Source organism: Franzmannia qiaohouensis, assembly GCF_031451695.1.
Taxonomy (GTDB): domain Bacteria; phylum Pseudomonadota; class Gammaproteobacteria; order Pseudomonadales; family Halomonadaceae; genus Franzmannia; species Franzmannia qiaohouensis.
In genome coordinates, this window is record NZ_JARWAM010000014.1 from 105898 (window position 1) to 129584 (window position 23687).

Here is a 23687-nt window from a genome sequence, read left to right on the forward strand (position 1 = left end):
TGGCAGCCGGCCCGGCTGTCGTAAGCTTTGGGTGACCCAAGGGTTAACGCCAACATACGACGACAAGGATTATCGATGATCACCCGCACCGCCTCGCTTGCCTCCGCCCTGCTGCTCGGCTGCACACTGCTGCCGTCACTGGCCAGTGCCCATGACTTTACCCTCGACGACATCCGCATCGCTCACCCCTTCGCCACCCCGACGCCGCCGGGGGCGCCCAACGGCGCCGCCTACCTGGATATTACCGCCGTCGACGAGCCCGCCGAGCTGGTCGGCGCCAGCAGCCCGATCAGCGCGGTGGTGGAAATTCACGACATGATCATGGACGACGGCAACATGCAGATGCGCAAACTCGACGCCATCGACGTCGAGGCCGGCGAGACAGTGACCATGCGCCCCGGCGGCGGCTACCACCTGATGCTACTGGGCCTGGAAGAGACCCTCGTCGAAGGCGATAGCTTCCCACTGACCCTGGAGTTTGCCGAGCAGGGCGAGATCGAGGTCGAAGTGTGGATTCAGGAGGCCAACGAGGGCGGCGAGGCGGCCGACGGCCACCATCACCACGACCACTGACGGCTAGCCGACCACCACTCTCAGCGCAATCGCGATCAGCAGCACGCCGGTGATGCGGTTGACCCAGTGCGCCCTGGCCTGCAGCCAGGGCAGCACCCGCGAGTGCGACAGCGCCACCGCCACGATCACGTACCAGCCACCGTCGATGATCATGGCGGTGAGCACGATCAGCGCCTTGGCCGCGACACTCATCTCGGGGCTGACGAACTGGCTGAGCAGCGCCACGAAGAACAGGATCAGCTTGGGATTGCCCAGCGCCACCAACATGCCCTCGCGGGCCGCCTGGGGACCGGTGGTGAGTACCGCGTTCGGCTCCAGGGCTGCCGCCCGTCCGGCGCGCAACGCCTTGATCCCCAGCCAGGCCAGATAGGCCGCCCCTGCCCAGGTGATGAACTGGAACAGCAGTGGCTGGCGGGCGATCAGCGCTCCCAGGCCCCATACGGTGAGTAACGCGTAAAGGCCCACGCCCAGCGCATGGGAGAGCGCCGCGACGACGCCCGGCAGGCGCCCACCGCCCAGGGTATGGCGCAGCACTAGTGCCAGGCTGGGGCCCGGCGACATGGCACCCACCGCGCAGATCGCTACCAGCGACAACCACAGCGATAACGGCATCCGATTTCCTCGTTCAAGGGCTCAAACAGCCTGGCCAGGCCGCTCTCAGCGGTGGAACTGCCCCTCGCGCTCAGGCTGCCAGAGAATCGCATCGATGCGCAGCCGGGTCTCGCTGCCGTCGGGCAGCGGCCAGTCAATCACGTCGCCGACCCTTAGACCCAGCAGCGCCGCGCCGATCGGCGCCATCACCGACAGGCCATCCTCGCTCTCGGCCAGCGAGCGCGGATAGACCAGGGTGCGCACCAGCTGACGGCCACGTCCCAGATCGGTAAACTGCACCTGGCTGTTCATGCTGACCACGTCGGCGGGGATCTGCTCGGGGTCGACCACCTCACCGCGCTCCAGCTCGGCTTCCAGCGACTCGGCCACCGCCAGGTCCTTGTCGCTGGCGGCATCGATCAGCCGCTGCAGCCGCTCGGCGTCGAGCCGATTGATGATGATCTTGGGGCGTGATGACATGGGTCTCTCCTATCCGCAAACGCTATAATAACGTAGATACGGCCTGACAACGAAAACAGCCCTTCGCCCTGGATAGGGCAAAGGACTGTGTATCGATTCACTATAAGGCTTTCGCCAAGGCTTTGACAGCCCTAGCGGCGACGCGGGCGGGGCAGTTCCTGCAGCGCGATGAAGTCGGCCTCCAGCTCGTCGGCTGGCACCACGCCGCGCTTGATATCCACTACCCCACCGCGGGCATCGAACAGCACCAGGGTACTTTGCGACACGCCGTACTCATAGGCGAACCGCCTACCACTACTGCTGGCGATGTTGGCGCGCCGCAGGGTCAGTTCCTCATCCAGGCGACTGCGCGCCTCCTGAGCCTGTTCGAGCAGCTGCTCGCAGCTGGTGCAGCCCGGCTCGTGCACCTGTACCACCACCGGCTCGCCGCCGCCGATCACGCTCAGGTCACTGACCTCCCGCGCCTGCCACGCCTCCATGGCGAACCAGGCCGCCGGCACGGCGAGAATCGCCACTGCTATCAGCACGCCGCGGACCAGGCGCCTGGGGCTGAAGGGGCGCTTGCGCGGCGCCGGCCGGGAAGACGACGGTGTAGGCTTGTGACGCTTGTTCTTGCTGCGTGGCATGCACGGGTTCCTCGTTGTAGCGATACCCTAAGACTACGCCAGCGCAGGGCCCTTGGCACCCTCCCCACCGTCAACAGACGCTCAGCGTTAGCGACTTCCCGCCATGCGCGTCAGCACATCGTGATGCGCGTAACGGCGATGAATTGCCACCATCGCCACATGGCCGAGGATCAGCACCAGCAGCGTCCAGCCCAGGAAGCCATGGAAAACACTGCCCAGTGCTACCATCCACTCGATCTCGGGGCCCTCGAAGCCCGGCATCAATGGAATACCGAAGGCCGACAGCGAGCGCCCCGAACCGTACTGACGCAGCAGCGCCACCAACGGTACCACCAGCATCAGCCCATACAGCACCAGATGACCGAGCTTGGCCATCACGCTCACCGATGGCGGACGCCGCGACAGATTGAGCAGCCCCCAGGCACCGCGCAACAGCAGTAGCGTGAACAGCAGCACCCCGACATCGCGATGCCACGCCCACATGAAATCGTCGAAGATGGAATCCTCGAACAGCACCCGCGCCGCCACGCTGGTGAACTGCCAGGCAAACAGCAGCGCCATCGCCCAGTGAAAGGCACGGCTGATACGGCCGTAGTGGGTATGGGTATCACGCAGCGGTAGTGCCATCGTTCTGCTCTCTTGGGGGAATGTCCGTCACATAGTGGCTATTTAAAGGGCGTTCTCAGTGACCAAGTGCAGCACCTGAAACAAACTCGAGATGCGCTTAGATGATTCTGGATAATGCGTCTTGCCACGCCTTCTCTCAGATCACGAGGCATGATGCGTCAGATCGTGGAAGTGAATCCCAGTCGCCTTGATAACGGCCGTCATGGTTCGCAGCGTTGGATTCCCCTTTGGGGACAGCGCTCGGTACAGGCTTTCGCGTGACACCTTGGCACGCTCGGCAACGACAGCCATGCCACCCTGAGCCTCCACCACATGGCGCAGGGCCATCAAGAAGGCAGACTCTCCGCCCTCCTCGTCCAGCTCGTCAAAAGCAGTGCGTAGGTAGTCAATCGCCATGTCAGGATCATCGCGCAGCATCTCAATCACAGCGGTATCGTGGCTTTTCATGTCCGGGTTCTCCTTCGGTGGTCTGCCAGAAACGCCTTGGCCTGCTCAATGTCGGCCTGCTGGCGCTTCTTGGTGCCACCGATCAACAACATCACCAGGCGCCTACCCACCTTGGCGTAATAGACGCGGTAGCCAGGGCCGTAATCGATGCGTAGCTCCAGCACCCCATCACCAACGGCCTTGGTATCTCCTGCATTTCCAGCAGCCAAGCGGTTTAGGCGAGTCAGCACCCGCATAGCGGCCTGACGATCCTTGGCCTTAGTGTCATCTAACCACACTTGAAATGGATCGTGTCCGTCGGCGGTGAGGTAGTGTGTCAGCTCCATCATCAAAAGCATTGTAGCCTAAAAGCTACAGAAAGGAATGGGGGCGAGCTTACACATGCGCCGTGCACACCAAACTGGCGCGATGACTCGCCAAAGGTCGATTGACACTCTGTTGACACATTAGAATCTTGCTATAGAACCAAGCCAAGGAAGGAACCGCTAACGGCTTGATTTAAATGGTACCGGCGGTCGGACTCGAACCGACAAGGGCTTGCACCCGGCGGATTTTGAATCCGTTTTACGACAACTCTAGGCCGCGCTTGCCACGGGCATTTGTCGATAAATCAACCGCTTGCAGACTTACATTGCTTACACACACAACGTAGAGTCGCTGCAAACTGCGACCAAACTGCGACCACATTACTCCAGCCACTGGAGCGGACGCTCGTCCGCTGCGTAGACAGATGCGTTTGATCATAGGCATTTCCAACAACCATCATTGAGCATGAGCCCGAAATACTCACCGACTTCCTGCTGCTCAGCGTATGGAAACTGCCTGCGTGGGCGGTGGAGGCGCTGCTCGCCGGTGGCGGGGTGCTGATCTCGGCGGGGTAAACTCCCATGCCGGCGGGTGTGACGCATTGCTGGCTAATCTCATGGGCGAGAAGCCCCGTAAAGCCGAATGACGGCTTCCGCTCGGTCCTCCAGGAGCTCTGACGTCCGGGCCATGGCCTCCTCCAAGCCCATGGCTTGATCCGCCAGCGGGAAGGCTGCCGTGACGCCTATCTGATACACCTCGCGCCAGCCCTCACCGAAACGTCCTGCTAGCAGCACTACCGGGACCGCTGTACGAGCCGCAGCCCTTGCCACTCCCACCGGGGTCTTGCCTGACAGGCTTTGGCGGTCAACGCTGCCTTCTCCCGTGATCACCAGATCAGCTCCTGCAAGCTTCTCCTCGAAGCCCACCAGCTCCATGACGATCTCGATACCCGGCCGAGGCGTGGCCTGCAGCAACGTCATTGCCGCAAAGCCGACACCGCCAGCAGCCCCAGCTCCAGGCGCCTTAGCAAAATTCGTTCCGAGAGCAGCCTCCACTATCTCGGCAAACCCGTAGAGCGCCTTGTCCAGAAAGGCCACATGCTCAGAATTCGCGCCTTTCTGAGGCCCGAAAATGGCGCTGGCGCCGTTCTCGCCGCACAAGGGGTTGGATACATCTACTGCGACCTCGAATTGGACGTCGGCAAGACGACTATCCATGCCAACGACATCAAGCTCCGCCAGAAAAGCCAGGCCTTCCCCTCCGGGCTGGATGGCCGCGCCAGCTTCATCTTGAAGACGAACTCCGAGCGCCTGCAGCATCCCCGCCCCACCGTCATTCGTGGCACTACCTCCTAGGGTCAGGATGATGCGCTCCGCCCCGTGATCCAGGGTATCCAAGATGACTTCCCCAAGCCCATAGGTTGAAGCCTTCATAGCATCTCGATGTGCCAAAGGAACCAGTTGAATACCACTGGACTCGGCCAACTCCACAATTGCGAGCTTCTGATCCGCGACCCAGCCCCAGCGTGCGATACGTGATTTCCCCATAGGGCCGGTCACAGTAGACATGCACTCCTCGGCCCCCATTGAGACCAGCAGAGCATCCAAGGTGCCTTCACCCCCATCCCCAAGGGGGCAACTGTCTACCACTGCTTCCGGGCAAGCCTTGAGCACGCCCCGGCGCAGAGCACGCACCACTTCCTCCGCTGAAACCGCATCCTTGTAGCTATCTGGCGCCAGTACAACTCTCATTCATTCTTCCTTATATGTGGAAATTTTTATCCCAACATTGGGTGAAACGTGTTGTGCGGGAAGCATCACCAGCCCCTAACATAATTAGCCATATGCCCAATTATTATACATTTCCGTCATAAAGCGCATGCACGCTGCGATGAAGGAACTTCACCCACCAGAGCAGGGTGCCTCTTAGTTGCGGTGCCGGACAGTTGAAGGACACCGGAAAGAGCGATAGTGATTTCTGGTGTACGGGAGGAGGTAGGAAAGGTAGCGTATCCTGTTGATTGATCACGAAAAAGATCTCAACCAACACAGGCGGATACGCCATGATCGATTCTACCCCCGAACTCTTTCACAGCCAGAAGCCGAGGTCACTGACCCGTTGCATGAGTTGTTACACTAAAGAGCTTGGGACCTAATCACCAAGCCCGTGGAGGCCGAGCTGGCCACCTTCCTGGCCCAGTATCCCGACGAGATTATTGAAAAAGGCCGGCGAGTGGTGGCGCGCATTGGCTATTGGCGGCCCACTCTGCTACGTGGACTCCCCCGGCTAACCACCCTCGCCTCACGGGCAAGCATCACCGACAAGATGCCTCAGCCCCGTCGATGAGTCCCAGTCGATGATACTACTTATCCAAAGCATGAATTTTAATGCTATGTAGTTATCAAAAAACTCAGGAAATTTCGCATTCCATATTTATGTCGGTGAGCGACGAAGCGATTTCGTCTTGACAGTAACCTGCCGAGGGAAGGTCAACACCGCGAATTGGGCCAACTCACCTACCCGATGAATACGCCGGGATCAAACAACAACATTCCTAGCACATCCTTTCCAGTACTCTTCAATGTTTCCAATAAGTTGATCCGCTAACCCTTGCACCGCTTCGACACTCGCCCACGCAACGTGCGGAGTGACGATAACATTCGGCCGATTGGCCAAACTTCTCATGATATGTGACTGCCCCGGCGGCTCTTTTGTAACTACATCGAAACCAGCGCCACCGATCTGTTTGGTATCGAGCGCATACTCCAATGCCTCTTCGTCAACCAACCCTCCGCGAGCGGTATTTATAATCAACGGCTGTCGCTTCATATTAGAAAACTCTTGAAATGAAATCATGTTTCTCGTGGATGCCGTGAGGGGGCAATGAAGAGTTATCACATCACTAGTTCTTATAACGTCTTCAAATGGAGTATAGAGCGACCCCATACCTGAAACGCCTTTATGTGATGAAAAGAGAACTTTCATGCCGAAGGCTTCGCCCAGCTTTGCCACGGCCTTACCTAGGACACCATCTCCCACAACTCCTAGCGTTGTACCTGAAAGATCACCGACTGGATAATCGAAATAACAAAATTGACCAGAATCTTCCCATCTCCCGTCAAGAACCGACTGTCGATATTGCACTAGGCTACGTCGAAGCGCGAGGATTAAAGAGAAGGTATGCTCAGGAACAGAATTGATAGCATAATTACGTACATTGCAAACGGAAACTCCCGCTGCCTTGCAAGCCTCCAAGGCAATTGCATCGTAACCCGTCGCGGCCACCGCAATCAGTTTTAGCTGACTTGCCTGACTGATATCGGCCTCTTTGATCGGCACCTTATTTGTTATGACAACATCAGCATCTGATATCCTCTCACCAACTTGATGTGGCTCAGTTCTTCTGTAAACCACCATCTGGTGAGGGAAACTTAGATCACGCAACACCACTTCTGGAGAGAGAGTATCTCGGTCAAGAAATACAATTTTTACAGTACTCATAAACTCGTATCCGTTAACACTTTTATCGTCATACTAAGGAAGCGTTGATGATATTTTGTCCATAATCCCACCAGCCACTTAATCGCTACATGCGCCTAACCAAGTGCCAGTGTCTCAACCTAATAATTGCAATGAAAATTAAAATATCAATAGTGGCACTTAATAACCTCCAGCTACTTAAAACCAGCTAGCGAATCCATCGAATTCGCGAGTGCGGGATACAACTCGTCGTAGATTTTAGCCATTCGTCGGTAGGTTTCAAGGCAACGCTCATCCCTGCTCGGCAATATCTCGCTAAATCCCGAGTGATCCGTGGGGAGTCGGGGATCTTCGACGCCATTGAAAACTCCCCCAGCAACTCCCCCAAGTAGGGCAGCACCGAGTGCCGCAGCGTCTGTAGTATCTAACTGAGAGAATTCAATACCAAGGATATCTGCCTTGATCTGTAGCCAGAACCGACTTCTGGCCCCACCACCTACACTGAGCATGCGATGGGGTCGCCAGTTCCATTTCTGCTCTGCCCGCCTCATGTTTTGGAGCAGACCGTAAGCGGTACCCTCGAACACCGCACGTATCATGTCGGAACGTTGGCTACCTAAACACAGCCCAATCCACGCTCCAGAGGCATTGGGATCCCATAGCGGGCTTCGCTCGCCCGCTAAGTAGGGTAAGAAAACCACTCCGTTTGCCCCCGGCGGCGACTCCGAAGCGAGTTCTTCCAGTTTGTCTAGGCTATTCAGCTCCGGCCAGACTTCCTTGTGAATCCAGCCGAGGGCACCGCCTACCGTGGACATGGCGCCATGAGCAAGCCAAAGCCCGGGAATGATGTGACGGCGGTTAAGGAAGACCTTATCGAACACAGGTTCGTCGAGACAGAATGTCACCACCCCTGAGGTGCCAACAGACTCAAAGGCAGTCCGAGCCTGGTTGATACCGAGGGCGAAGGCCGCTGCCGCAGTATCCGCTGCGCCCGTGGCCACCGGCGTTCCTGCATACAACCCTGTGAGTCGCGCGGCAGCCGGGCTGACACCTCCGACCGCTTCTTCCGGTGGACGGATCGGCACCATTTTATCGGCGCTAATTCCTGCTGCATCCAAGAGACCGTCATCCCAGTTTGTGCCAGATTCACGCACACAGAAGAGACCGGAATAGGAGGCCTGAGTCGGGTCCGTCGCGAGTTCGCCGGCGAGCCTCGCGGCAAGGAAGCTGTTAAGAAAGCCCACATGGCGCACTCGCGCCCAGATTTCCGGTTCGTGCTCCATCACCCAATTCAGAGTCGCCGCAGAAAAAGTGGAGGAGCTCACTCGGTTGCCGGTGGTTACAAAGGCAGCATCTTCACCGCCGAGGCGCTCGGCGAGGCCCTGCAACGATTCACATGCCCGATTATCCAGGTAGCTCACGCCCAGACGCACAGGGTTCAGTGCCTTATCAAGCAGCACCAAGGTCGGGCATGTGGTAGCAAAGCCTATACTGGAAACCTCATCGACTTGATCCGCCACCTCTTTCACCGCCTCGATGACCAGCTGCCAGTAACGCTCCAGATCGAGCTCAGCCCAGCGAGCTTGATTCGTGACCAACGACACAGCACGCTGCGCTTTGGCACGTAACTGTCCTTCAGGCGTAAAGGCACAGACTTTGACGGCGCTAGTCCCCGCATCAATGCCGAGCAACACTTTACTCATGTACGACCGACACCTTAACCCCCTCACCGCTGGCCGCGACTTGCATTGCTTCATTGATATCTGCAAGTGCCAGGCGGTGAGTAATGAGATCACCGGCGGCGATCACTCCTGCTTCAATCAGACGCAGCGACTTCTCGTACTGGCGTCGTGTCAGGGCACTGGCTCCGCTAACCTTAATCTCGTTGTAATGGATGAGATTAGGGTCCACCACGGCCGTATCCCCTGCCGTAAAGCCGGCGAAAAGGTTAACCCGGCCATTCTTGCGCACCAGTTGCATCGCTGGATTCACTAGTACTGGTAGACCGATGGCAACGATGACCACATCTGCGCCAATCCCGTCGCACCGGGCCTTTACGCAAGCAGAGAGATCTTCCGTCGTAGGGTCAACGACCAAATCAGCACCGAGAGAAGCAGCTACCTCTCTCCGCTTGGCATTGGGCTCGCTGACGATCACCTGTCTAGCGCCTGCTACACGCGCAAGCTGAAGGTGCATCAACCCGATGGGGCCAGCACCGAGCACCACAACGCTGTCTCCCATTCCCACTTCGGCATTTTCCTGGCCATTGATACAGCAGGCCAAGGGTTCAGCTAATGCTGCCTGTTCCCAGGAGGTGTCAGGGTGCAGCTTGTAGACATTGCCTGAGGCTATGCCGGTAGCCGGGATACGGATGAATTCAGCGAAGGCACCATCGAACTCATAGCCCATCGCGGTACGGTTGGCACAGACGTTCTCCCGGCCTTGCTTGCAGTACTCACATTTCAGGCACGGGATTACCGGATCCATCGAGACTCCGTCACCGACCGCGAAGCCCCTTACCCCGCGCCCAACATCCACTACTTCACCCGCAAATTCATGCCCAATGATGGAAGGCGTGCGAACACCCTTAGTTTTCTGACCGTTGTAGATCCGCATGTCCGTCCCACAAATGGTGGCCGCGCGCACACGTAGTAGTAATTCTCCATCGTCAGCTTTGGGGGTCTCGACTTCGGCAAAGCGGATATCATTCGGAGCATGGAATATTGCAGCGTGCATTAGCCTACCTCCTGCCCATGAGCAACTGTTTCATCGAAAATGCCGAGTGCCTGTTCAACACTGGCGTCATCGTGCATCAATGCTGAGATGGAGCGGATCACTGCTGCTGGATGCTCGTGCTGCCACACAAATCGTCCGTAGGTAACTCCTGCTAAACCTACGTCCAGCGCTTCTCGAGTCATCTTCAGATAGTCTTCGAGATTATCTCCCATTTCACCGCCGGCGAGTGCCACTCGAGACGGGCAGGACTCTACCACCTTAAGGAAACTATCTCCGGAGCCCGTCCATACCGTCTTAATTAGATCCACGCCTAGCTCTGCTCCTGCGCGAACGGCATAAGCGACTGCATCGGACTCCGTAGGTGTACTGATCTTGGAACCCTTCGGGTAAATGTGAGCTACCAGTGGCATACCGGCCAGCGCAGCCTCCCGGGATATACGTCCGAGGTTGGTAAGTTGCGCGGTCTGCTCGGGCCCACCCACGATCATCCCTACCGAGATGGCATCGGCACCGAAGCGTACAGCCTCATCCACCTCCGCGACGATCGCCTCGTCGTAGGGGTGATACTGAGTGGAGTAGGCGCTTGCCTTGAAGATCATGGAGACCTTTCCCGCATGCGGCGGAAAAACCTTCTCGGCGATGCCCTTATGCATGGTTACCGCCTCCGGACGTCCGGCGACGACTTGCTCGAGCACCCGAGAGATATTCTCGATGCCGGGCAATACGCCACGAGTGATCGGATGGTCCACCGTGATGCCGAGCATGCGCCCAGATTTCGGATTGAGAAGACGGTTCATACGGATCTGCTTGCCCAAGAACATATTTAATCCTTTTATGAATAGATTTTGCTGACAACTTTACTGTTTAACAATCCCGATCAATATATTTAAGCCGTGCGGTACCGTTGGATTTCATCTACGGTCTTCACCTCGAGCGCTTCGTCAATCCAGGTGCGATCGAGGGTTCCGTTATTGATGTCACTGACTTGCTGACGCTCCATCTCTACTACAGCTTCTGCGGCATGGACCGCCTCCTCGGCTCGCCAAGCTGGCACGACAACCACACCATCGGCGTCGCCCACCACAATGTCTCCGTCGTTGACCGTCATACCACCGATATTGACAGTTCCGTGAATCTCGCCTGGGCCGCTCTTGTAAGGGCCGAGATGCGATACGCCCTTGGCAAAGACGGGTAGAATACCTGATCCAATCGCTTCACAATCGCGGACAGCCCCATCGACGATAATCCCTGCAATACCTCGAGATCGGGCATAACGACACATGATTTCTCCGAGTATGGCATTGGTGACTTCGCCGTGGGCATCGATGACGAGTATATCCCCCGGCTGCGCAATATCCATGGCCTTATGGACCACCAAATTGTCCCCAGGTCGAGTTCGAATGGTCAGCGCTGGGCCAGCGATTGTCGTCATCCCCAAGGCCGTCAAGCAGGCACCCACGGCATGGACCCCGACACAGCCATGGTTTCGCTCCAGATTGTCGGAGATAGACGGCGTATTGAGACGCTCAAACCGCTCGATTAGTGCCTGATCAGGGCGCACTGCTGCATTGAAAAGGGTCAATCGATTCACATCAGCTCTCCACTCTGTTTTCAGTTAATCGCGCTGCCGGTCAAGACGGAGTCTGGGCCAGAAATGCCTAAGGAGTTCAAGTTATCGACAGTTTCCTCGGGCAGAGGGATACCACGTTCGCGCCGTTGTTCGGCTTTGCGTCGCTCGATCTCGCCGGGGAGGAAGATTTCCTCTACGCCTGCTGCACGACGCGCCGACTTGATCTCGTCGATCATGCACTCGATTCTTGCTCGAAAATCCTCCATGGGAAGAAATGTGCTCACATCGGTCAGCTGTAGGAAGGTACCGACATTCTGGGGCTTCTCGAAATCTCGGTAGAGATCGCCGATCCGTGGACCAAAACCCGCTCCGGTCAGGACGCCGGCCATGATGTCGATCATCAGTGCAATGCCGTAGCCTTTCGGACCGCCGAAGGGGAGTACACTACCATCGAGTGCCGCTCGGGCATTGGTAGTGGGCCGTCCTTCACTGTCGATGCCCCACCCTTCGGGAATTTCCTTTCCAGCGTCGGCCGCTAAGATAATCTTGCCTCTGGCCACCACGCTGGTTGCCATGTCTAGAATGATTGGCGCGTGCTTGCCTGCTGGGACACCAAAAGTGTAGGGGTTCGTGCCAAGGTATGGATCGACACCGCCCCATGGGGCCATGGTCGAAGGCGCGTTGGAGTAGAGAAATGACGCGGCACCGCGCGCTGCTGCCTGTTCTGCGTAATAGGCTCCGGAGCCGTAGTGGCTGCTATTCTTGATCCCGACGCTCACCGAGCCGTACTGGCCAAGCCGCTCCTGAGCCATTTCCAAGGCTTTGGTGGTTACCACTGCGCCCATGCCATTATCTCCGTCCACCAGCAATGAGGCGCCCCTGCCGCTGATGATGCGAATCTTCGGATTGGGTGTTACGAGCCCTCGCCGCAGACGCTCAATATAAATCGGCATCCGGCTTACCCCGTGGGAGTCCACGCCTCGAAGGTTGGCGTCGACGAGGGACGTAGACACCACGTCGGCATCTTCCACTGGAAGACCGTGATGTTGCAGGATCATGCTACAGTGCGACTGCAATGCGTCTGGTGCTATGAGTAGTTCCGTCATCTGCAGGATTCTCCTTGACTGCCTAGGATATCTGCACAGTGCAACTTACTCATCACAGGCACTCCCGCATGATGGCAACCAGATCCTTCGCCGTCGTAACTCGGGGGTTAACCGGCACATTGCCCGATTGAAGGCCCTCTTCTGCCAGTGCCTCTAGATCCTCTTCGCGGACGCCATAATCGCTCAATGAATCAGGAGCACCCACGTCACGGATTAACCGCTCGACACTACGCACACCGGTCTCGGCGGCATCATGAAGCGAAAGATGATTCACCTGTTCCCCGAAGAGTTCGGCGATGCGTGCGAACTTTTCTTGGTTCGCTACCACATTAAATCGCATCACCGGTGGTAGCAGGATGGAGATGACGTCTGCATGCGGGATCTTTGCCTGAGAGCCCAAGGGCATCGCGAGCGCATGAGCCAGACCGAGACGGGTGGGGTTGAATGCCATCGCCGCCAGACTCGAGGCGAGAAGCATGTCAGCACGCGCGGTCACCGTATCGCCGGCAAATACCGCTGTGCGCAAGGAGCGACCGATGAGCATGATGGCCTTCTCGGAGAGCGCCTCTGAGACGGGCTGAGTCGCCTTATTGACGTAGGATTCAAGCGCGTGCCCCAAGGCGTCGATACCGGTCACCGCGGTGATCCTTGGCGGCAACGAAACCGTCAATTCGGGATCGCAGAGGGCTACATCGGGAACGATGAGAGGGCTCCCCACCCCGTACTTCAGACCTTTGTCTTTCTCAGAGATGACAGACCAGATGGTCGACTCGCTGCCAGTTCCGGCGGTGGTTGGGATAGCCACGAATGGCGCACCGTGCTTCTTCACTACCCCAAGCCCAGCATAGTCGCGGATGTGGCCGGGGTTGGTGAGCATCGCCGAAACTGCTTTTCCTGTATCGAGAGCACTCCCCCCGCCTACGGCCACGATGACGTCGCATCCACTCTCTCGGAAAAGCTCGACGCTCGCCTCGACGCCACGGGCGTCGGGTTCAGACTCTACTTCCGAGAAAACGATAGGCTCAATGCCGTGCTGCGACAGAGCGCTGGTTACCCGCTCGACGACTCCGGCCGCAATCAGACCTGGGTCTGTGATCACAAGGGCCTTGCTACCGCCGAGCGACTCCACGAATTCTCCGAGCCTGCGTGTCAACCCAATGCCGAACTCGATCTTAGTGGGCATCTCGAAGCTGAAAGGACGGTGATAGTTCATTGGTTCACTCCAAAGGTATTTGTAGATGTATTAGCCACTATGCATACGGTATACAGCCTTAAGCGCCGTATAGAACTCCGCAGATGTGTCCCCGATACCGAATGCACCCTGCCCAGACTGCTTCCATCCCCCGAACGGAAGGTGCCCCTCACTGCTCGTACCATGGTTGACATGAACCATTCCCGCTTGGGAGGAGCGAGTGAAGGCGTGGGCGAAATTCATGTCGTCGGTGAACACTGCCGAGGCCAGTCCGTAACGCACTTCGTTGTTCACCTGGATGGCCTGCTCTCGATCAGCGACAGGAATGACGACGAGGAGCGGGCCGAAGACCTCCTCAGTGGCCAGCGCCGAGCCAGGCGCCACGTCGGTGATTACCGTCGGCGCGTAGTAGTAGCCGTCGCCGTTGATATCGTGGCCACCGGTGAGGACTCGGCCCTCTCCCCGCTCGGCTAAGCCGACATAATGGCGGACTTTCTCGACCTGCTCGTTGCTGGCGAGCGGTCCCATTTCGGTCTCTTCGTCGAGGCCGTAACCCACCCGAAGCGCCTCAACTCGTGCAACCAGCGCCGCCTCGAGCTCGGCTCGCTCTGCCTCAGGCACAATCACACGACTGATGGCCGTGCAGCGTTGACCGGAGACACCGAAAGCCGCGTTGGCAATCTCCTTCGCAGCATGTTCAATGTCGGCGTAGCCGGCCACCACAGCAGCATTCTTCCCACCCATCTCGAGTTGTGTGCGGACATTACGTTCTGCAGCCAGTGTGCCAAGACGGATGCCAATATCGGTGGATCCGGTGAAGGTGATTCCAGCGATCCTAGGGTCGCGGACGAGCCGGTCGCCAACATCGCGTCCGGAGCCGATCAGCAGATTCGCAACCCCGGATGGCAACCCAACTTCCTCCAGGAGCCTGAACAGAATCACGGAGGCTCCGGGCGCTTGAAGCGCTGGCTTTAGCACTACGGGGCAACCACAGATCAACCCAGGAATAAGCTTGCGGATCGGCGAAAGGATGGGGAAGTTCCATGGCGAAATAGCCGCCACCGGCCCGATTGGCTGCCGGATCGTGTAGGCCTCAGTATGACGACGTGCACTCTCAAACGTGCGATCGCCAAGTCGTAGGGCCTGCCCGGCCCAGAAGCGCATCTCGTCGATTGCGCGAACGGCTTCGGAGCGAGCTTCACCGAATGGCTTACCCATCTCCTGCGTGACCACTTTGGCAATTTCATCCACGCGGCCACGCCACAGGTCAATGAGATCGTAGACAAAAGCCGCGCGCGAAGCAGGGGGGGTCTCCGCCCACTCAGGAAATACCGCCGCAGCGGCCCGAACGGCTTCATCAACATTCTCGGCAGATGCCAAGTAGTATTGCCGAGCGATACGGCCGGTATCTCCCGGGTCAGCCAGTGAGATCGTCTCACCCTCGTGGAGCCACCGGCCATTGACATAACTCGCCCAGATCATATCAGCTGTCTCGCTCATTAGGGCTGCCCCATTTTGCTGAGAGTTGTGCATTTGTTTGTGCTCCTTTTTGCTTCGAAGACTCTTCGGTGACCAGCCATTACATAAATAGCTTCACCGGGAAAAGGATGATGTCGGGGAATAATGCTAGCAGTCCGAGTGCGGCAATCATGGCAAGGTAGAATGGTACTGCCGCCTGTACAATTCGCTCAACACTGAGGTTTGAAACCTGCGAAGTAGCGAACAAACATATGCCGACAGGCGGCGTGGATAGCCCCACGGCAAGTGCCGTCACCATGAAAACGACGAAGTGAATGGGATTGATACCAACGGTAAGGGCCGTCGGCATCAATACCGGTGTAAGGATCAGGATTGCGGCAATGATGTCCATGAACATGCCGATTACCACAAACACGACTCCCATCAGAAGAATCACTGTGAAGGGATCCTCAGAGAGTGAGAGAATAATGTTTGACACCTTGATTGGCAGGCCATCGACTGTAAAGACATAGGTAGCCACCGAAGCACACATGGCTATAAACAGGATGGTGCCGGTAGTTATGCCTGTGTCAATGATCATCCTCGGGAGCCCTCTCCATTTTACCTGCCGGTAAATAAGCGCTCCGACCGCGAGCGCATAGAGCACCGCCATGCCGGCTGCTTCGGTGGGTGTCATGATTCCTGCGAAAATCCCCCCCATAATGATCACCGGCGCACCTAGTGCCGGTACGGCGACGAGCAGGTTCCGAACAGCATCGCGAAACCCCATTGCGAGCACCTCGCCATACTGGCGACGTACCGCCAGGTAATAGTTCAGAATCATGAAGAGCGTTGCGACCAGGACGGCAGGGCCCAAGCCGCCTGCTAGCGTGGCGCCCACTGACTGCCCGGCGGCAGTGGCCGCGATGATCATCAGGATACTCGGGGGTACAACTGAGGCGAGCGTTGAGGTCACCATGGTCAGTGCCGCGGCATAGGGCTTGGGGTAACGACGTTCCTCCATGGCCTTGATTTGCAAGGGCCCCAGCCCGCTGACATCGGCAACCGAAGAGCCCGAGATACCACCAAAAATCATGCTGGCGATGATATTTACTTGGCCAAGGCCGCCCCGCCAACGGCCAACGACTGAATTGGCAGCGAAGAAAATGCGATCTGAGATGCCTCCTCCTCCCATGACATTACCAGCGAGGATGAACAGTGGCACCGCCACCAAAAGAAAGCTGTTCATCGAGCTGTACATGCGCTGAGCGAGTAGTGACAACGGCAGGTCGAACAGTAAAAATGTCAGTGTAGTTGCCAGCCCCAACGATATTGCCAAGGGCACACCGACTAGGCTCAATGCAAAGAAACTTCCGAGTAGCACCCAACTCATCCTATGGTCTCCCCAGTTTCCAGATAACTACGGGTACGGTGATCCAGATAAACTGACTCTACGAGAGCCCACAATGCGAGTAGGGCGCTGACCACCACCGATGTGGTAATCAAGTACATACCGATGCCAAGAGCGGGCGACGTCTCTCCGTTGTAAAATTGCTGCATGACCAACCTCCAGCCCGTATAGGCCAGTACCATAAAGAACGTGCAACTAGCAACAAAATACATATGTAACGCTACTCGCTGTAATAAACGTGGTAAGCGCCCGATCACGAGCGAAATGCGTGCGTGACTTACCGAGCGTGTTCCCACGGAAAGCCCAAGGAACGTCGTCCAGATGAAAAGGTAGCGAGTGAGCTCCTCGGTCCAGGGCAGTGACATCGGAGTGAGGCGTGCCACTACCTGAAGGGTGACCACTACCAGCATGCCAACCACCCCGCAGAACAGCAGTATTTCTACTCCTCGCCACAAAGGCCCCTTTTTGATTCCGGTGCAGCCTCCTATCTCCGAGTGTACAGTTTCACTGTTTTTTAGGCCCTCATTACCCTTGGCTTCGATGGAAGCGCCAATCCTTGGCGCTTCACGACACGTAGGTTTATCATGCATGACATTCATCTTAGCCATATCTAACCCCGTCCGAGGTATTCCATGGTCTGGTCCATACATTGCTCGCCAACCAAGGATTCAAAGCGTGGATAAAGCTCATGGGCCTCTTTCTGAAATGCGGTCCGCTGTTCCTCGCTAAGACGATTTACCTTCATGCCCAGCTCTTCCAACTCGGCGACCATGCGCTCTTCTTCAGCGGTATCGTTTTCAAGCTTGAAGCGTGCGGCTTCTTGGGCAGCGTTACGCAATGCCGCCTGTGTATCCTTATCAAACTCACCCCACAAGTCTTGGTTGAAGGCAAGAACATAGCCGTCTGCAAGGTGGCCGGTGAGTGAGAGGTAGTCTTGGACTTCGTAGAAATTATTGGCGAGGGGGACCTCTACGGGATTTTCCTGACCATCGATAGTCCCGAGTTGCAGCGACGTATAAACTTCCGTGAAATTCATAGGAGTAGGTTCTGCACCAAGCGGACCGAAAAACCCAACCCACAGCTCGTTGTTCGGAACCCTAAGTTTTAAACCTTTGAGATCGTCTGGTGTTTGGATGGGCCGCTCATTGTTTGTCACATGCCGAAATGTACGGATCATGAGCGCCAAGCCTTCCGTATTCATGTCTCCAAGAGACGCTAGAAGCTGCTGACCGGGCTCCCCCTCAAGATAGTCCGCAAACTCGTCATAGTCACTAAAGAGATAGGGAAGGCTAATAGCGTTCATACAGGACTTGAAAGATGCGTACACGGATGTCGACAATATCGTGGCATCTAGCGAACCATTTTGCACCATATTGACGGCGGCATTTTGGTCTCCCCCAAAGAGCACGCCGTCCGGGAAGACTTCGACCTCTACTTGACCATTCGTGGCCTTGTCGACGCGTTCCGCGAAGTCTTGGGCAGCAAGGCCGACAGCAGAACCCAGCGGGTCACCAACCGCCAATCTTACAGTCTCCTGGCCATGAGCGCTTGTCCCGAGCATAGAGATTGCTAGAAGGCCAGCGAGCCCCGACTTTGCTACTAATGGTGTCATTATTTTCTCCTTCAGGATTGGAAAATCTGAATGTTATTTTTGATCTCTTCTCAGAATTGACAATTCTGGAATTTGTTTTATCTCACTCTTTCAGAGATTATTGAGATTTTAACTTATTCGTTCATTTTATGGGAACAAGCACCTCCTTTTCTCTATCGACACTGGAAACAGTGACAGTATCCAGCAGATTAACGAACTTGTACTGAACGTTGAGTAGATGCGCGTTGAGCTCGGCGACAGCAGAATCCACATCCTTCGCTGCTATCGCGCGCGTAATCCGCCGGTGCTCCTCAAGACTCTCTTCCACGCGACTCTGCGCACGGTACGAGATGAAGTGACGCACGCGATCAATCTGTAGGTTGACACGCCGATAAACATCAATGATTCGGCTGTTACGCGTAGCATTGATGATGGTGCTATGGAAATCGTGGTCGCACCGTAAATATTCCGCTGTCGACTCCGCATCGAAGGGAAGTTCAAAGCCATGGAACAGCGCGCCTACCCGCTCCCGTTCCTCATCACTCCCATTTATCAAACATCGTACACCTGCCGTTTCCAGGATGGCCCTAAGTTCGATAAGTTCCACGACATCTCGTCGGTTGAAGTCAGTGACGACCCAACCAATACGGGAACGCCGTTTGATTAGCCCTACGGATTCTAATTGATGGAAGGCTTCCCTGATTGGAGTTCGGCTTACCCCAAACTGATCGGCTAAGGCCCGGTCGCTGAGTAGCTCGTTCGGCGGTAGTGTCCCATCGATGATTCTTCTAACCATCTCTTCGTAGACCTGCTCACTTACGGAGCGCACGGTAGCCATGACGATATCCTGTAGCCTTCTTTGTTTCTGGTATACCGCATACCCTAGGTATACCACACACAGGATTCCACTATACCTTAGTCTTATGCCATGCCCCACTCGCATAATGCTGCGGATCCAGAGTCGATTCGCCATTCCAGCGGTAGGCGCATAGCCTCGCCCTCGCCCTCGCCCTCGCTATGGGCGTGACTGGAGGAGATGCTATAGTCGAGACAGGTGATGTGGGGGCTGAGCGGTTCCGGCGTGCCGATCAGCCAGTAGTGACCAACGAACAGCGGCCTGTGTCACCGTCGTAGCTCGGCAGCACGTGCTCGGGGATCGGCTCGTATGGAATCTGCATTGATGTCTTCTTCCGGCACCATGGCCCGGTCGCGGTAGGAAAGCCGTTCCTGCCGCCACCAGCGGGTACGGATGTGCCGGCGAAGGTTGCCGTCCTTGTCGTGGAACTCATGGCCGGCGGGCAGCCGGATCTCCAGCCCCTTGAGCAAGGTCTTCGGGACATAGTAGACGACGCTTCCCTCGCGCCACGGCCGGCCATGGTCGGGACGGAGATGCTGCCGTTCATTGAGGTGCGCCGCCAGGATATCCAGCGAGGGGCGGTGTCAGCAGGCGTGAACGACGCGCAGGCCATCGAGTTAGAGCGGCAGTGTCTGGAACGAGGTGATGTGCTCGCGGTGCAGGGCACTGCCCTCCCTGATCTTGCCCAACAGCAGTGGACACCGCAGATGCTGCGCTTATTATTTAGATTCAGGATCCATAGACCTAAAAGTCGGCGGTCTCAATGACCAAGTGCAACACGTGAACCATCAGGTACGGTGTTGCCATGTTCCCATTGCTTTCTAGACTTTTTGATACATGTCACGCAAAAAAGAAGCATCTGTCAGATGTTCCACCACGGCACCTCCCCTTGGGAAGCGCCGTGGTGGCGTACATCTCGTCAGGTTACAGGTAGCCACGTTCGGCAAAGGAGACACAGCCCTCGCTCCCGACCACGATGTGATCGATGACGCGGATCTCCATCATCCCCAGCGCTTCCTTCAGACGCTGGGTGATGCGCCGGTCAGCCTCGCTGGGGGCCGGATCACCCGAGGGGTGGTTGTGGACCAGTATTACCGCCGCGGCATTGTTGGCCAGGGCCTGCTTGACCACCTCACGGGGGTAGACGCTGGCCGAGTCGATGGTGCCGCGGAACAACTCTTCGAAGCTGATCACCCGGTGTTGGCTATCGAGGAAGATGGCACTGAACACCTCGTGCTCATAGTCCTGCAATAGAATCTGCAGGTATTCGAACGCTAGCGCTGGCTGAGTGATCTTGCGCCCCCTGGCCAGACGGCGACGGGCGAAGGCCTTGGCGATGCTCAGCAGTTCCGCCTCGGTCACGGTGTCGGTGATGCGATAGGTACCGGCGGTCTCGCCGGCACTCAGCTTGCGATGGTTCATGGTCGCTCTCCTCAGGCCGCCATCACTTGCGCCATGCGGCGCTCCATTTCTTCGTAGAAGGCCTCGACCCGCTCGGCGATGGTGCGGATCAGCGCCTCGTCCCGGTAGGCGCGCTTCACGAACAGCGGCATGCCGGGCCAATAGCTGACGAAGTCGATCCACTCCCGTTCGCTGACCCACAGGCCGCCCTGGCACTGGGCGACGTGCTCCTGGGGCAGTTCCCCCTCAATCAGCAGTTCGATCTGGTACTTGGGCAGCTTGGTCTTGATTTCGGCCAAGCCGTGGCTGTCCACCAGGCAATCCGGGGAATAGCCCACCCCGTGGTTGAGGATGATGCCCACCTGCTCGAGGCGAGGCAGCCCAGTGGCTTCCTGGTAGAGCTCGCGGGCTACCGGTTCCAGCTCGTGGCCCCGCTGGGTATGGGCATTGCCCTGGAACGCATCCGAGGGCTCGCCGGTGATGCGCTCGCCGATCAACTGATGCATGTAGCTGATGGCGCCTGTTCCGAAGCCACCCGGCCCCTTGCCCTTGACCAGCAGGGACTTCAGCTCGGACATGGTGACGATGCCGAGACGTGCGGCATGCCATTCCGGCGTGCCCTGGTCCAGTGTCAGGATCTGCATGACGATCTCCATTTCGATGACACGGCATAGCGGCGAGGGCTGTCCCCTCGCCGATGGCTCAGTGGCGTTGTTGATTGGGTAAGGTCCGTTTGTGCAGCGAGGCGCGCAGCTTGTCGAAGTCGCTGCGCGGAACGCGCTCGACCTCGCCGTACTTGCCGACGAACCACTCCTGGGTGGTGACGGGGCAGGCGCTGATCAGCTGCTTGAGCTGACTCGCCTGAAAGGGCGTGACCACCTTCACCGGTGCCCCAGCGCCATGGCCGTTGTCGTCCTGACCGCGGGTGGTGATGTTCAGCAGGGCACACAGCACGTAGCGCTTGCCGTAGCTGGTCGACGAGCCGAAGGCCTGCACGGCGTTCTTGTTGCCACTGACGTCGGCCGGCAGCAGCATGCTGGTTTCCTCTCGGTGACCGTCCTGATGCATCAGCACGCCGGTGATCTGGATGCCGCGCTCCTGGGTCTGAATACGGAAGCTCACCGCGAAGCCGTGGCGCTGCATGATCGGGCGCACGGTATCGACGATGTCTTCCAGGGTGGCGTAGGCCCCGTTGTTGCCCTGGCCGCGTTCGGCAATGCTCGGCAGCTCCGTCTGCATGGCCGCCATGGCGGCGCTGTAGGCCATCAGCGCCTGGCGATCGAGCACGCGCTCCTGCATCTGCAGCAGGCGCTCCATCTTGTCGATGTCGACCTCGGGGTTGAGGGCGGCGCGCTCGATCACCTGGATGATCGCGGTGCTCTCCTGGTGGGAGGGAGTGACCGGTGTCTTGGTGCGGGTATCCGGATGGATGGGGGTGGCCATGGTGACCTCCTTACTGGTAACGGTTGATGACGTTCTGGAGCTGGTCGGCAGGGACCGGCTCAAGCGACACGACCACGCGATAGACCTGGCCCTTGGCCAGCACGTGGGTCTGGGCTTCATGCTCATTGGCCTCGAGCAACTGACGGGTCAGCAGGGTCAGGGCGCGGCACATCTCGAATGTCATGGGCGGTTGCATCGGTACCTCCAGAAGCACAAACGCCCGGCCGTGATGGGCCGGGCGCTATGGCGTGGTGAGAAGGGATGAAGGAATAACGAGCTGCGAGGGAATGGCGCTATCGGTCAAGCCACCAGCGCCATGGCAGAGGCCAGGGCCTTGTCCTTCAGGCTGGCCCCCTGACCGAACCAGGCGGAGTCCATGCGGGTGTCGTTGCTGAGCGCCCGCTTGTCGTGGTCGACGTACTCGGTGATCGCATTGAGCAGGCCCCAGGCCGTGCCCTGTGCCGTGCAGAGTCGCGCGCCACGGCCTTCGCCGTGGTAGAGCGTCTGGACGCGGTTGAGAGCCCGGACGTTGGGCAACTTGGAAGGATCCTCCAGCGGCGCCTCGGCGTTGCAGATCACCGACTGGAAGTAGGTCTGCACTTCCCCCCGGCTGACCTTGCGCTCGGCCAGGGTCTTCATGCGGTACATGAAGTCGTCCCACTGCGAGACCGAGATCCCCAATTGCTGCTTGACGCGCTGGGGATTGAACTCGGTGCTGTGCGGCACTTTCACGCCTTGCGCTATGCCATCCACGGCGATGGTCAGGGTGTTGTTGCACACCACTCGCACGGACGTGGGGGTCGCCACCGTGGCCAGCGAGCCGTCACAGGACGTGGCCAACAGCAGGTAGGCATTCACCTGATCCTGGCCCTTCAGCGCACTGCCCAGGCCACTGCGGGCCAGCGCCCAGAACTTGCGCCCGCCCTTGAGCACGCCGGCGGTCTCTAGTTCATAGCCTGCGTACTCGGTCAGGTCGCGGTAGAACTCCAGCACCTCCTCCGGCTGCACCACCTTGTAGCGCTGCGAGACCACCGACAGCGGTGCTCGGGTGTCGGAGCGATAGAGCACCTTCTGCTCCGGGAAGGAGTGGATGCTGCCCAGGTGGTCCTCGCCATCGGCGATGAAGCGCACCGGGGATGCCTCGATATGCCAGTCCATGCCGGCCTGCTGACGCCAGACCTCCAGCGGTTGATGACGCGACAGCTGCTGCCCCAGGCCATGCCAAGGGGTGTCGCCGACGTAAGCCATTTGCTCGATCAGGTGTGCCATGAAAAAACTCCTAGACGAAAAAAAGCCGGCAAGGCGCCGGCGTGGATGGGATGAGGGAAGTGGGGAAGCGTGTCAGCCGAGATCTCGGAAGGCGTGGCCGCAGCCCAGGCATAGCCAAGGCGTGCCTTCACCCGCGGGAAACAGGTGCAGCACCACACGATGGCCAGCAGCGGCACCGGCAATACCGCCTGAGGTACCGGCCATCACGGCCGCCGCTACCCGGCCGACCGGGAACGCGGTGGTAGGTATCAGCCTGCCGGGAGCATGAAGCGAGGTGTAGGTACCTTTCAGCGTTCCGGCCAGTGCGCCGGCCGCGATACCCAGCTTGCGGGCGGTCTCGAGGTTGATGACGCGCTGCGAGTCACAGCGCATGCAGGGTGGGGGCATATCACGACTCCTGTGCAGGTGGATAAAGCCCGGAGCGGGCTCAGATCCTGAATTCAAGTAATAAGCGCAGCACCTGCGGTGTTGAGGGCTCCTGAGTATTCACCCAAAAACACCTGTGCCGGTGTCCGGTAACCAAG

The 23687-nt window shown here is 58.0% G+C and carries 27 protein-coding genes and 1 tRNA gene; 1 reads left to right on the top strand and 27 read right to left on the bottom strand.

Features of this window, described 5'->3' with window-relative positions; genetic code table 11:
* Positions 1-75: 75 nt before the first annotated feature.
* Positions 76-573 carry a copper chaperone PCu(A)C gene (locus QC821_RS17655; protein WP_309724227.1) on the top strand — a complete coding sequence of 166 codons (498 nt, stop codon included), beginning with the start codon at positions 76-78 and terminating at the stop codon, positions 571-573.
* Positions 574-576: 3 nt separating this feature from the next.
* On the opposite strand, the gene QC821_RS17660 is transcribed toward QC821_RS17655, so the two are convergent.
* The 27 genes from QC821_RS17660 to QC821_RS17790 all read right to left on the bottom strand — a co-directional run bounded on the left by QC821_RS17660 (position 577) and on the right by QC821_RS17790 (position 23550).
* Complete coding sequence (locus tag QC821_RS17660; protein WP_309724229.1) at positions 577-1185, bottom strand: LysE family translocator; 609 nt, start codon at positions 1183-1185, stop codon at positions 577-579.
* A gap of 45 nt (positions 1186-1230) precedes the next feature.
* Positions 1231-1644 carry a nucleoside diphosphate kinase regulator gene (gene rnk / locus QC821_RS17665; protein WP_309724231.1) on the bottom strand — a complete coding sequence of 138 codons (414 nt, stop codon included), beginning with the start codon at positions 1642-1644 and terminating at the stop codon, positions 1231-1233.
* A gap of 131 nt (positions 1645-1775) precedes the next feature.
* Positions 1776-2270, bottom strand: coding sequence for a hypothetical protein (locus tag QC821_RS17670; protein ID WP_309724233.1), 495 nt, complete (start codon positions 2268-2270; stop codon positions 1776-1778).
* Between the two features lie 87 nt (positions 2271-2357).
* A complete protein-coding gene (locus QC821_RS17675; RefSeq protein ID WP_309724236.1) occupies positions 2358-2897 on the bottom strand; it encodes a cytochrome b in 540 nt (179 codons plus the stop codon).
* A gap of 141 nt (positions 2898-3038) precedes the next feature.
* Positions 3039-3344, bottom strand: coding sequence for an addiction module antidote protein (locus tag QC821_RS17680; protein ID WP_095622248.1), 306 nt, complete (start codon positions 3342-3344; stop codon positions 3039-3041).
* Entirely contained in the window at positions 3341-3673 is a 333-nt protein-coding gene (locus QC821_RS17685; protein WP_309724239.1) for a type II toxin-antitoxin system RelE/ParE family toxin, read from the bottom strand. Before QC821_RS17685 ends, QC821_RS17680 begins: the two co-directional genes overlap by 4 nt.
* A 174-nt stretch (positions 3674-3847) precedes the next feature.
* Positions 3848-3930 (bottom strand) — tRNA-OTHER (locus tag QC821_RS17690).
* 334 nt (positions 3931-4264) lie between these two features.
* Complete coding sequence (locus tag QC821_RS17695; protein ID WP_309724241.1) at positions 4265-5401, bottom strand: glycerate kinase; 1137 nt, start codon at positions 5399-5401, stop codon at positions 4265-4267.
* A gap of 787 nt (positions 5402-6188) precedes the next feature.
* Positions 6189-7151, bottom strand: coding sequence for a D-2-hydroxyacid dehydrogenase (locus tag QC821_RS17700; RefSeq protein ID WP_309724243.1), 963 nt, complete (start codon positions 7149-7151; stop codon positions 6189-6191).
* Positions 7152-7324: 173 nt separating this feature from the next.
* Positions 7325-8833, bottom strand: a complete 1509-nt coding sequence (locus QC821_RS17705; protein WP_309724245.1) for a xylulokinase — start codon at positions 8831-8833, stop codon at positions 7325-7327.
* Entirely contained in the window at positions 8826-9866 is a 1041-nt protein-coding gene (locus QC821_RS17710; RefSeq protein WP_309724247.1) for a zinc-dependent dehydrogenase, read from the bottom strand. The genes QC821_RS17705 and QC821_RS17710 overlap by 8 nt, the downstream gene beginning before the upstream one ends.
* On the bottom strand, positions 9866-10681 hold the full coding sequence (locus QC821_RS17715; RefSeq protein WP_309724250.1) for a class I fructose-bisphosphate aldolase: 816 nt from the start codon (positions 10679-10681) through the stop codon (positions 9866-9868). Before QC821_RS17715 ends, QC821_RS17710 begins: the two co-directional genes overlap by 1 nt.
* A 71-nt stretch (positions 10682-10752) precedes the next feature.
* Positions 10753-11457, bottom strand: coding sequence for an RraA family protein (locus tag QC821_RS17720; RefSeq protein WP_309724252.1), 705 nt, complete (start codon positions 11455-11457; stop codon positions 10753-10755).
* Between the two features lie 20 nt (positions 11458-11477).
* Positions 11478-12542, bottom strand: a complete 1065-nt coding sequence (locus QC821_RS17725; protein WP_309724254.1) for an Ldh family oxidoreductase — start codon at positions 12540-12542, stop codon at positions 11478-11480.
* 52 nt (positions 12543-12594) lie between these two features.
* Positions 12595-13755, bottom strand: coding sequence for an iron-containing alcohol dehydrogenase (locus QC821_RS17730; RefSeq protein ID WP_309724256.1), 1161 nt, complete (start codon positions 13753-13755; stop codon positions 12595-12597).
* A 30-nt stretch (positions 13756-13785) separates the two neighbouring features.
* A complete protein-coding gene (locus QC821_RS17735) occupies positions 13786-15267 on the bottom strand; it encodes an aldehyde dehydrogenase family protein (RefSeq protein ID WP_309724258.1) in 1482 nt (493 codons plus the stop codon).
* 46 nt (positions 15268-15313) lie between these two features.
* Positions 15314-16585, bottom strand: coding sequence for a TRAP transporter large permease (locus QC821_RS17740; RefSeq protein WP_309724260.1), 1272 nt, complete (start codon positions 16583-16585; stop codon positions 15314-15316).
* A complete protein-coding gene (locus QC821_RS17745) occupies positions 16582-17211 on the bottom strand; it encodes a TRAP transporter small permease (protein ID WP_309724262.1) in 630 nt (209 codons plus the stop codon). The genes QC821_RS17740 and QC821_RS17745 overlap by 4 nt, the downstream gene beginning before the upstream one ends.
* A gap of 2 nt (positions 17212-17213) precedes the next feature.
* Positions 17214-18215, bottom strand: a complete 1002-nt coding sequence (locus QC821_RS17750; RefSeq protein ID WP_309724264.1) for a DctP family TRAP transporter solute-binding subunit — start codon at positions 18213-18215, stop codon at positions 17214-17216.
* 121 nt (positions 18216-18336) lie between these two features.
* Positions 18337-19032, bottom strand: a complete 696-nt coding sequence (locus QC821_RS17755; RefSeq protein ID WP_309724266.1) for a GntR family transcriptional regulator — start codon at positions 19030-19032, stop codon at positions 18337-18339.
* A 284-nt stretch (positions 19033-19316) separates the two neighbouring features.
* Positions 19317-19520 carry a hypothetical protein gene (locus QC821_RS17760; RefSeq protein ID WP_309724268.1) on the bottom strand — a complete coding sequence of 68 codons (204 nt, stop codon included), beginning with the start codon at positions 19518-19520 and terminating at the stop codon, positions 19317-19319.
* A gap of 454 nt (positions 19521-19974) precedes the next feature.
* Complete coding sequence (gene radC, locus QC821_RS17765; RefSeq protein WP_309724270.1) at positions 19975-20472, bottom strand: RadC family protein; 498 nt, start codon at positions 20470-20472, stop codon at positions 19975-19977.
* A gap of 11 nt (positions 20473-20483) precedes the next feature.
* A complete protein-coding gene (locus QC821_RS17770) occupies positions 20484-21095 on the bottom strand; it encodes a lambda exonuclease family protein (protein WP_309724271.1) in 612 nt (203 codons plus the stop codon).
* Positions 21096-21153: 58 nt separating this feature from the next.
* Complete coding sequence (locus QC821_RS17775; protein WP_309724272.1) at positions 21154-21894, bottom strand: ERF family protein; 741 nt, start codon at positions 21892-21894, stop codon at positions 21154-21156.
* A gap of 10 nt (positions 21895-21904) precedes the next feature.
* Complete coding sequence (locus tag QC821_RS17780; protein ID WP_309724274.1) at positions 21905-22090, bottom strand: hypothetical protein; 186 nt, start codon at positions 22088-22090, stop codon at positions 21905-21907.
* A gap of 104 nt (positions 22091-22194) precedes the next feature.
* A complete protein-coding gene (locus tag QC821_RS17785; protein ID WP_309724276.1) occupies positions 22195-23163 on the bottom strand; it encodes a DUF932 domain-containing protein in 969 nt (322 codons plus the stop codon).
* A gap of 72 nt (positions 23164-23235) precedes the next feature.
* The gene (locus QC821_RS17790) at positions 23236-23550 is read right to left on the bottom strand and encodes a hypothetical protein (RefSeq protein ID WP_309724278.1); all 315 of its coding nucleotides are present in this window, start codon (positions 23548-23550) and stop codon (positions 23236-23238) included.
* Between the last annotated feature and the right edge of the window lie 137 nt (positions 23551-23687).

Excerpts from the sequence above, each read along its gene's own strand:
- QC821_RS17700 (WP_309724243.1), bottom strand. The coding sequence starts at position 7,151 with ATGAGTACTGTAAAAATTGTATTTCTTGACCGAGATACTCTCTCTCCA.
- QC821_RS17735 (WP_309724258.1), bottom strand. The coding sequence starts at position 15,267 with ATGCACAACTCTCAGCAAAATGGGGCAGCCCTAATGAGCGAGACAGCT.
- radC (WP_309724270.1), bottom strand. The coding sequence starts at position 20,472 with ATGAACCATCGCAAGCTGAGTGCCGGCGAGACCGCCGGTACCTATCGC.
- QC821_RS17730 (WP_309724256.1), bottom strand. The coding sequence starts at position 13,755 with ATGAACTATCACCGTCCTTTCAGCTTCGAGATGCCCACTAAGATCGAG.
- rnk (WP_309724231.1), bottom strand. The coding sequence starts at position 1,644 with ATGTCATCACGCCCCAAGATCATCATCAATCGGCTCGACGCCGAGCGG.
- QC821_RS17780 (WP_309724274.1), bottom strand. The coding sequence starts at position 22,090 with ATGCAACCGCCCATGACATTCGAGATGTGCCGCGCCCTGACCCTGCTG.
- QC821_RS17680 (WP_095622248.1), bottom strand. The coding sequence starts at position 3,344 with ATGAAAAGCCACGATACCGCTGTGATTGAGATGCTGCGCGATGATCCT.
- QC821_RS17705 (WP_309724245.1), bottom strand. The coding sequence starts at position 8,833 with ATGAGTAAAGTGTTGCTCGGCATTGATGCGGGGACTAGCGCCGTCAAA.
- QC821_RS17695 (WP_309724241.1), bottom strand. The coding sequence starts at position 5,401 with ATGAGAGTTGTACTGGCGCCAGATAGCTACAAGGATGCGGTTTCAGCG.
- QC821_RS17675 (WP_309724236.1), bottom strand. The coding sequence starts at position 2,897 with ATGGCACTACCGCTGCGTGATACCCATACCCACTACGGCCGTATCAGC.
- QC821_RS17770 (WP_309724271.1), bottom strand. The coding sequence starts at position 21,095 with ATGCAGATCCTGACACTGGACCAGGGCACGCCGGAATGGCATGCCGCA.
- QC821_RS17745 (WP_309724262.1), bottom strand. The coding sequence starts at position 17,211 with ATGGCTAAGATGAATGTCATGCATGATAAACCTACGTGTCGTGAAGCG.
- QC821_RS17775 (WP_309724272.1), bottom strand. The coding sequence starts at position 21,894 with ATGGCCACCCCCATCCATCCGGATACCCGCACCAAGACACCGGTCACT.
- QC821_RS17740 (WP_309724260.1), bottom strand. The coding sequence starts at position 16,585 with ATGAGTTGGGTGCTACTCGGAAGTTTCTTTGCATTGAGCCTAGTCGGT.
- QC821_RS17790 (WP_309724278.1), bottom strand. The coding sequence starts at position 23,550 with ATGCCCCCACCCTGCATGCGCTGTGACTCGCAGCGCGTCATCAACCTC.
- QC821_RS17725 (WP_309724254.1), bottom strand. The coding sequence starts at position 12,542 with ATGACGGAACTACTCATAGCACCAGACGCATTGCAGTCGCACTGTAGC.
- QC821_RS17750 (WP_309724264.1), bottom strand. The coding sequence starts at position 18,215 with ATGACACCATTAGTAGCAAAGTCGGGGCTCGCTGGCCTTCTAGCAATC.
- QC821_RS17655 (WP_309724227.1), top strand. The coding sequence starts at position 76 with ATGATCACCCGCACCGCCTCGCTTGCCTCCGCCCTGCTGCTCGGCTGC.
- QC821_RS17755 (WP_309724266.1), bottom strand. The coding sequence starts at position 19,032 with ATGGCTACCGTGCGCTCCGTAAGTGAGCAGGTCTACGAAGAGATGGTT.
- QC821_RS17660 (WP_309724229.1), bottom strand. The coding sequence starts at position 1,185 with ATGCCGTTATCGCTGTGGTTGTCGCTGGTAGCGATCTGCGCGGTGGGT.
- QC821_RS17685 (WP_309724239.1), bottom strand. The coding sequence starts at position 3,673 with ATGATGGAGCTGACACACTACCTCACCGCCGACGGACACGATCCATTT.
- QC821_RS17710 (WP_309724247.1), bottom strand. The coding sequence starts at position 9,866 with ATGCACGCTGCAATATTCCATGCTCCGAATGATATCCGCTTTGCCGAA.
- QC821_RS17785 (WP_309724276.1), bottom strand. The coding sequence starts at position 23,163 with ATGGCACACCTGATCGAGCAAATGGCTTACGTCGGCGACACCCCTTGG.
- QC821_RS17670 (WP_309724233.1), bottom strand. The coding sequence starts at position 2,270 with ATGCCACGCAGCAAGAACAAGCGTCACAAGCCTACACCGTCGTCTTCC.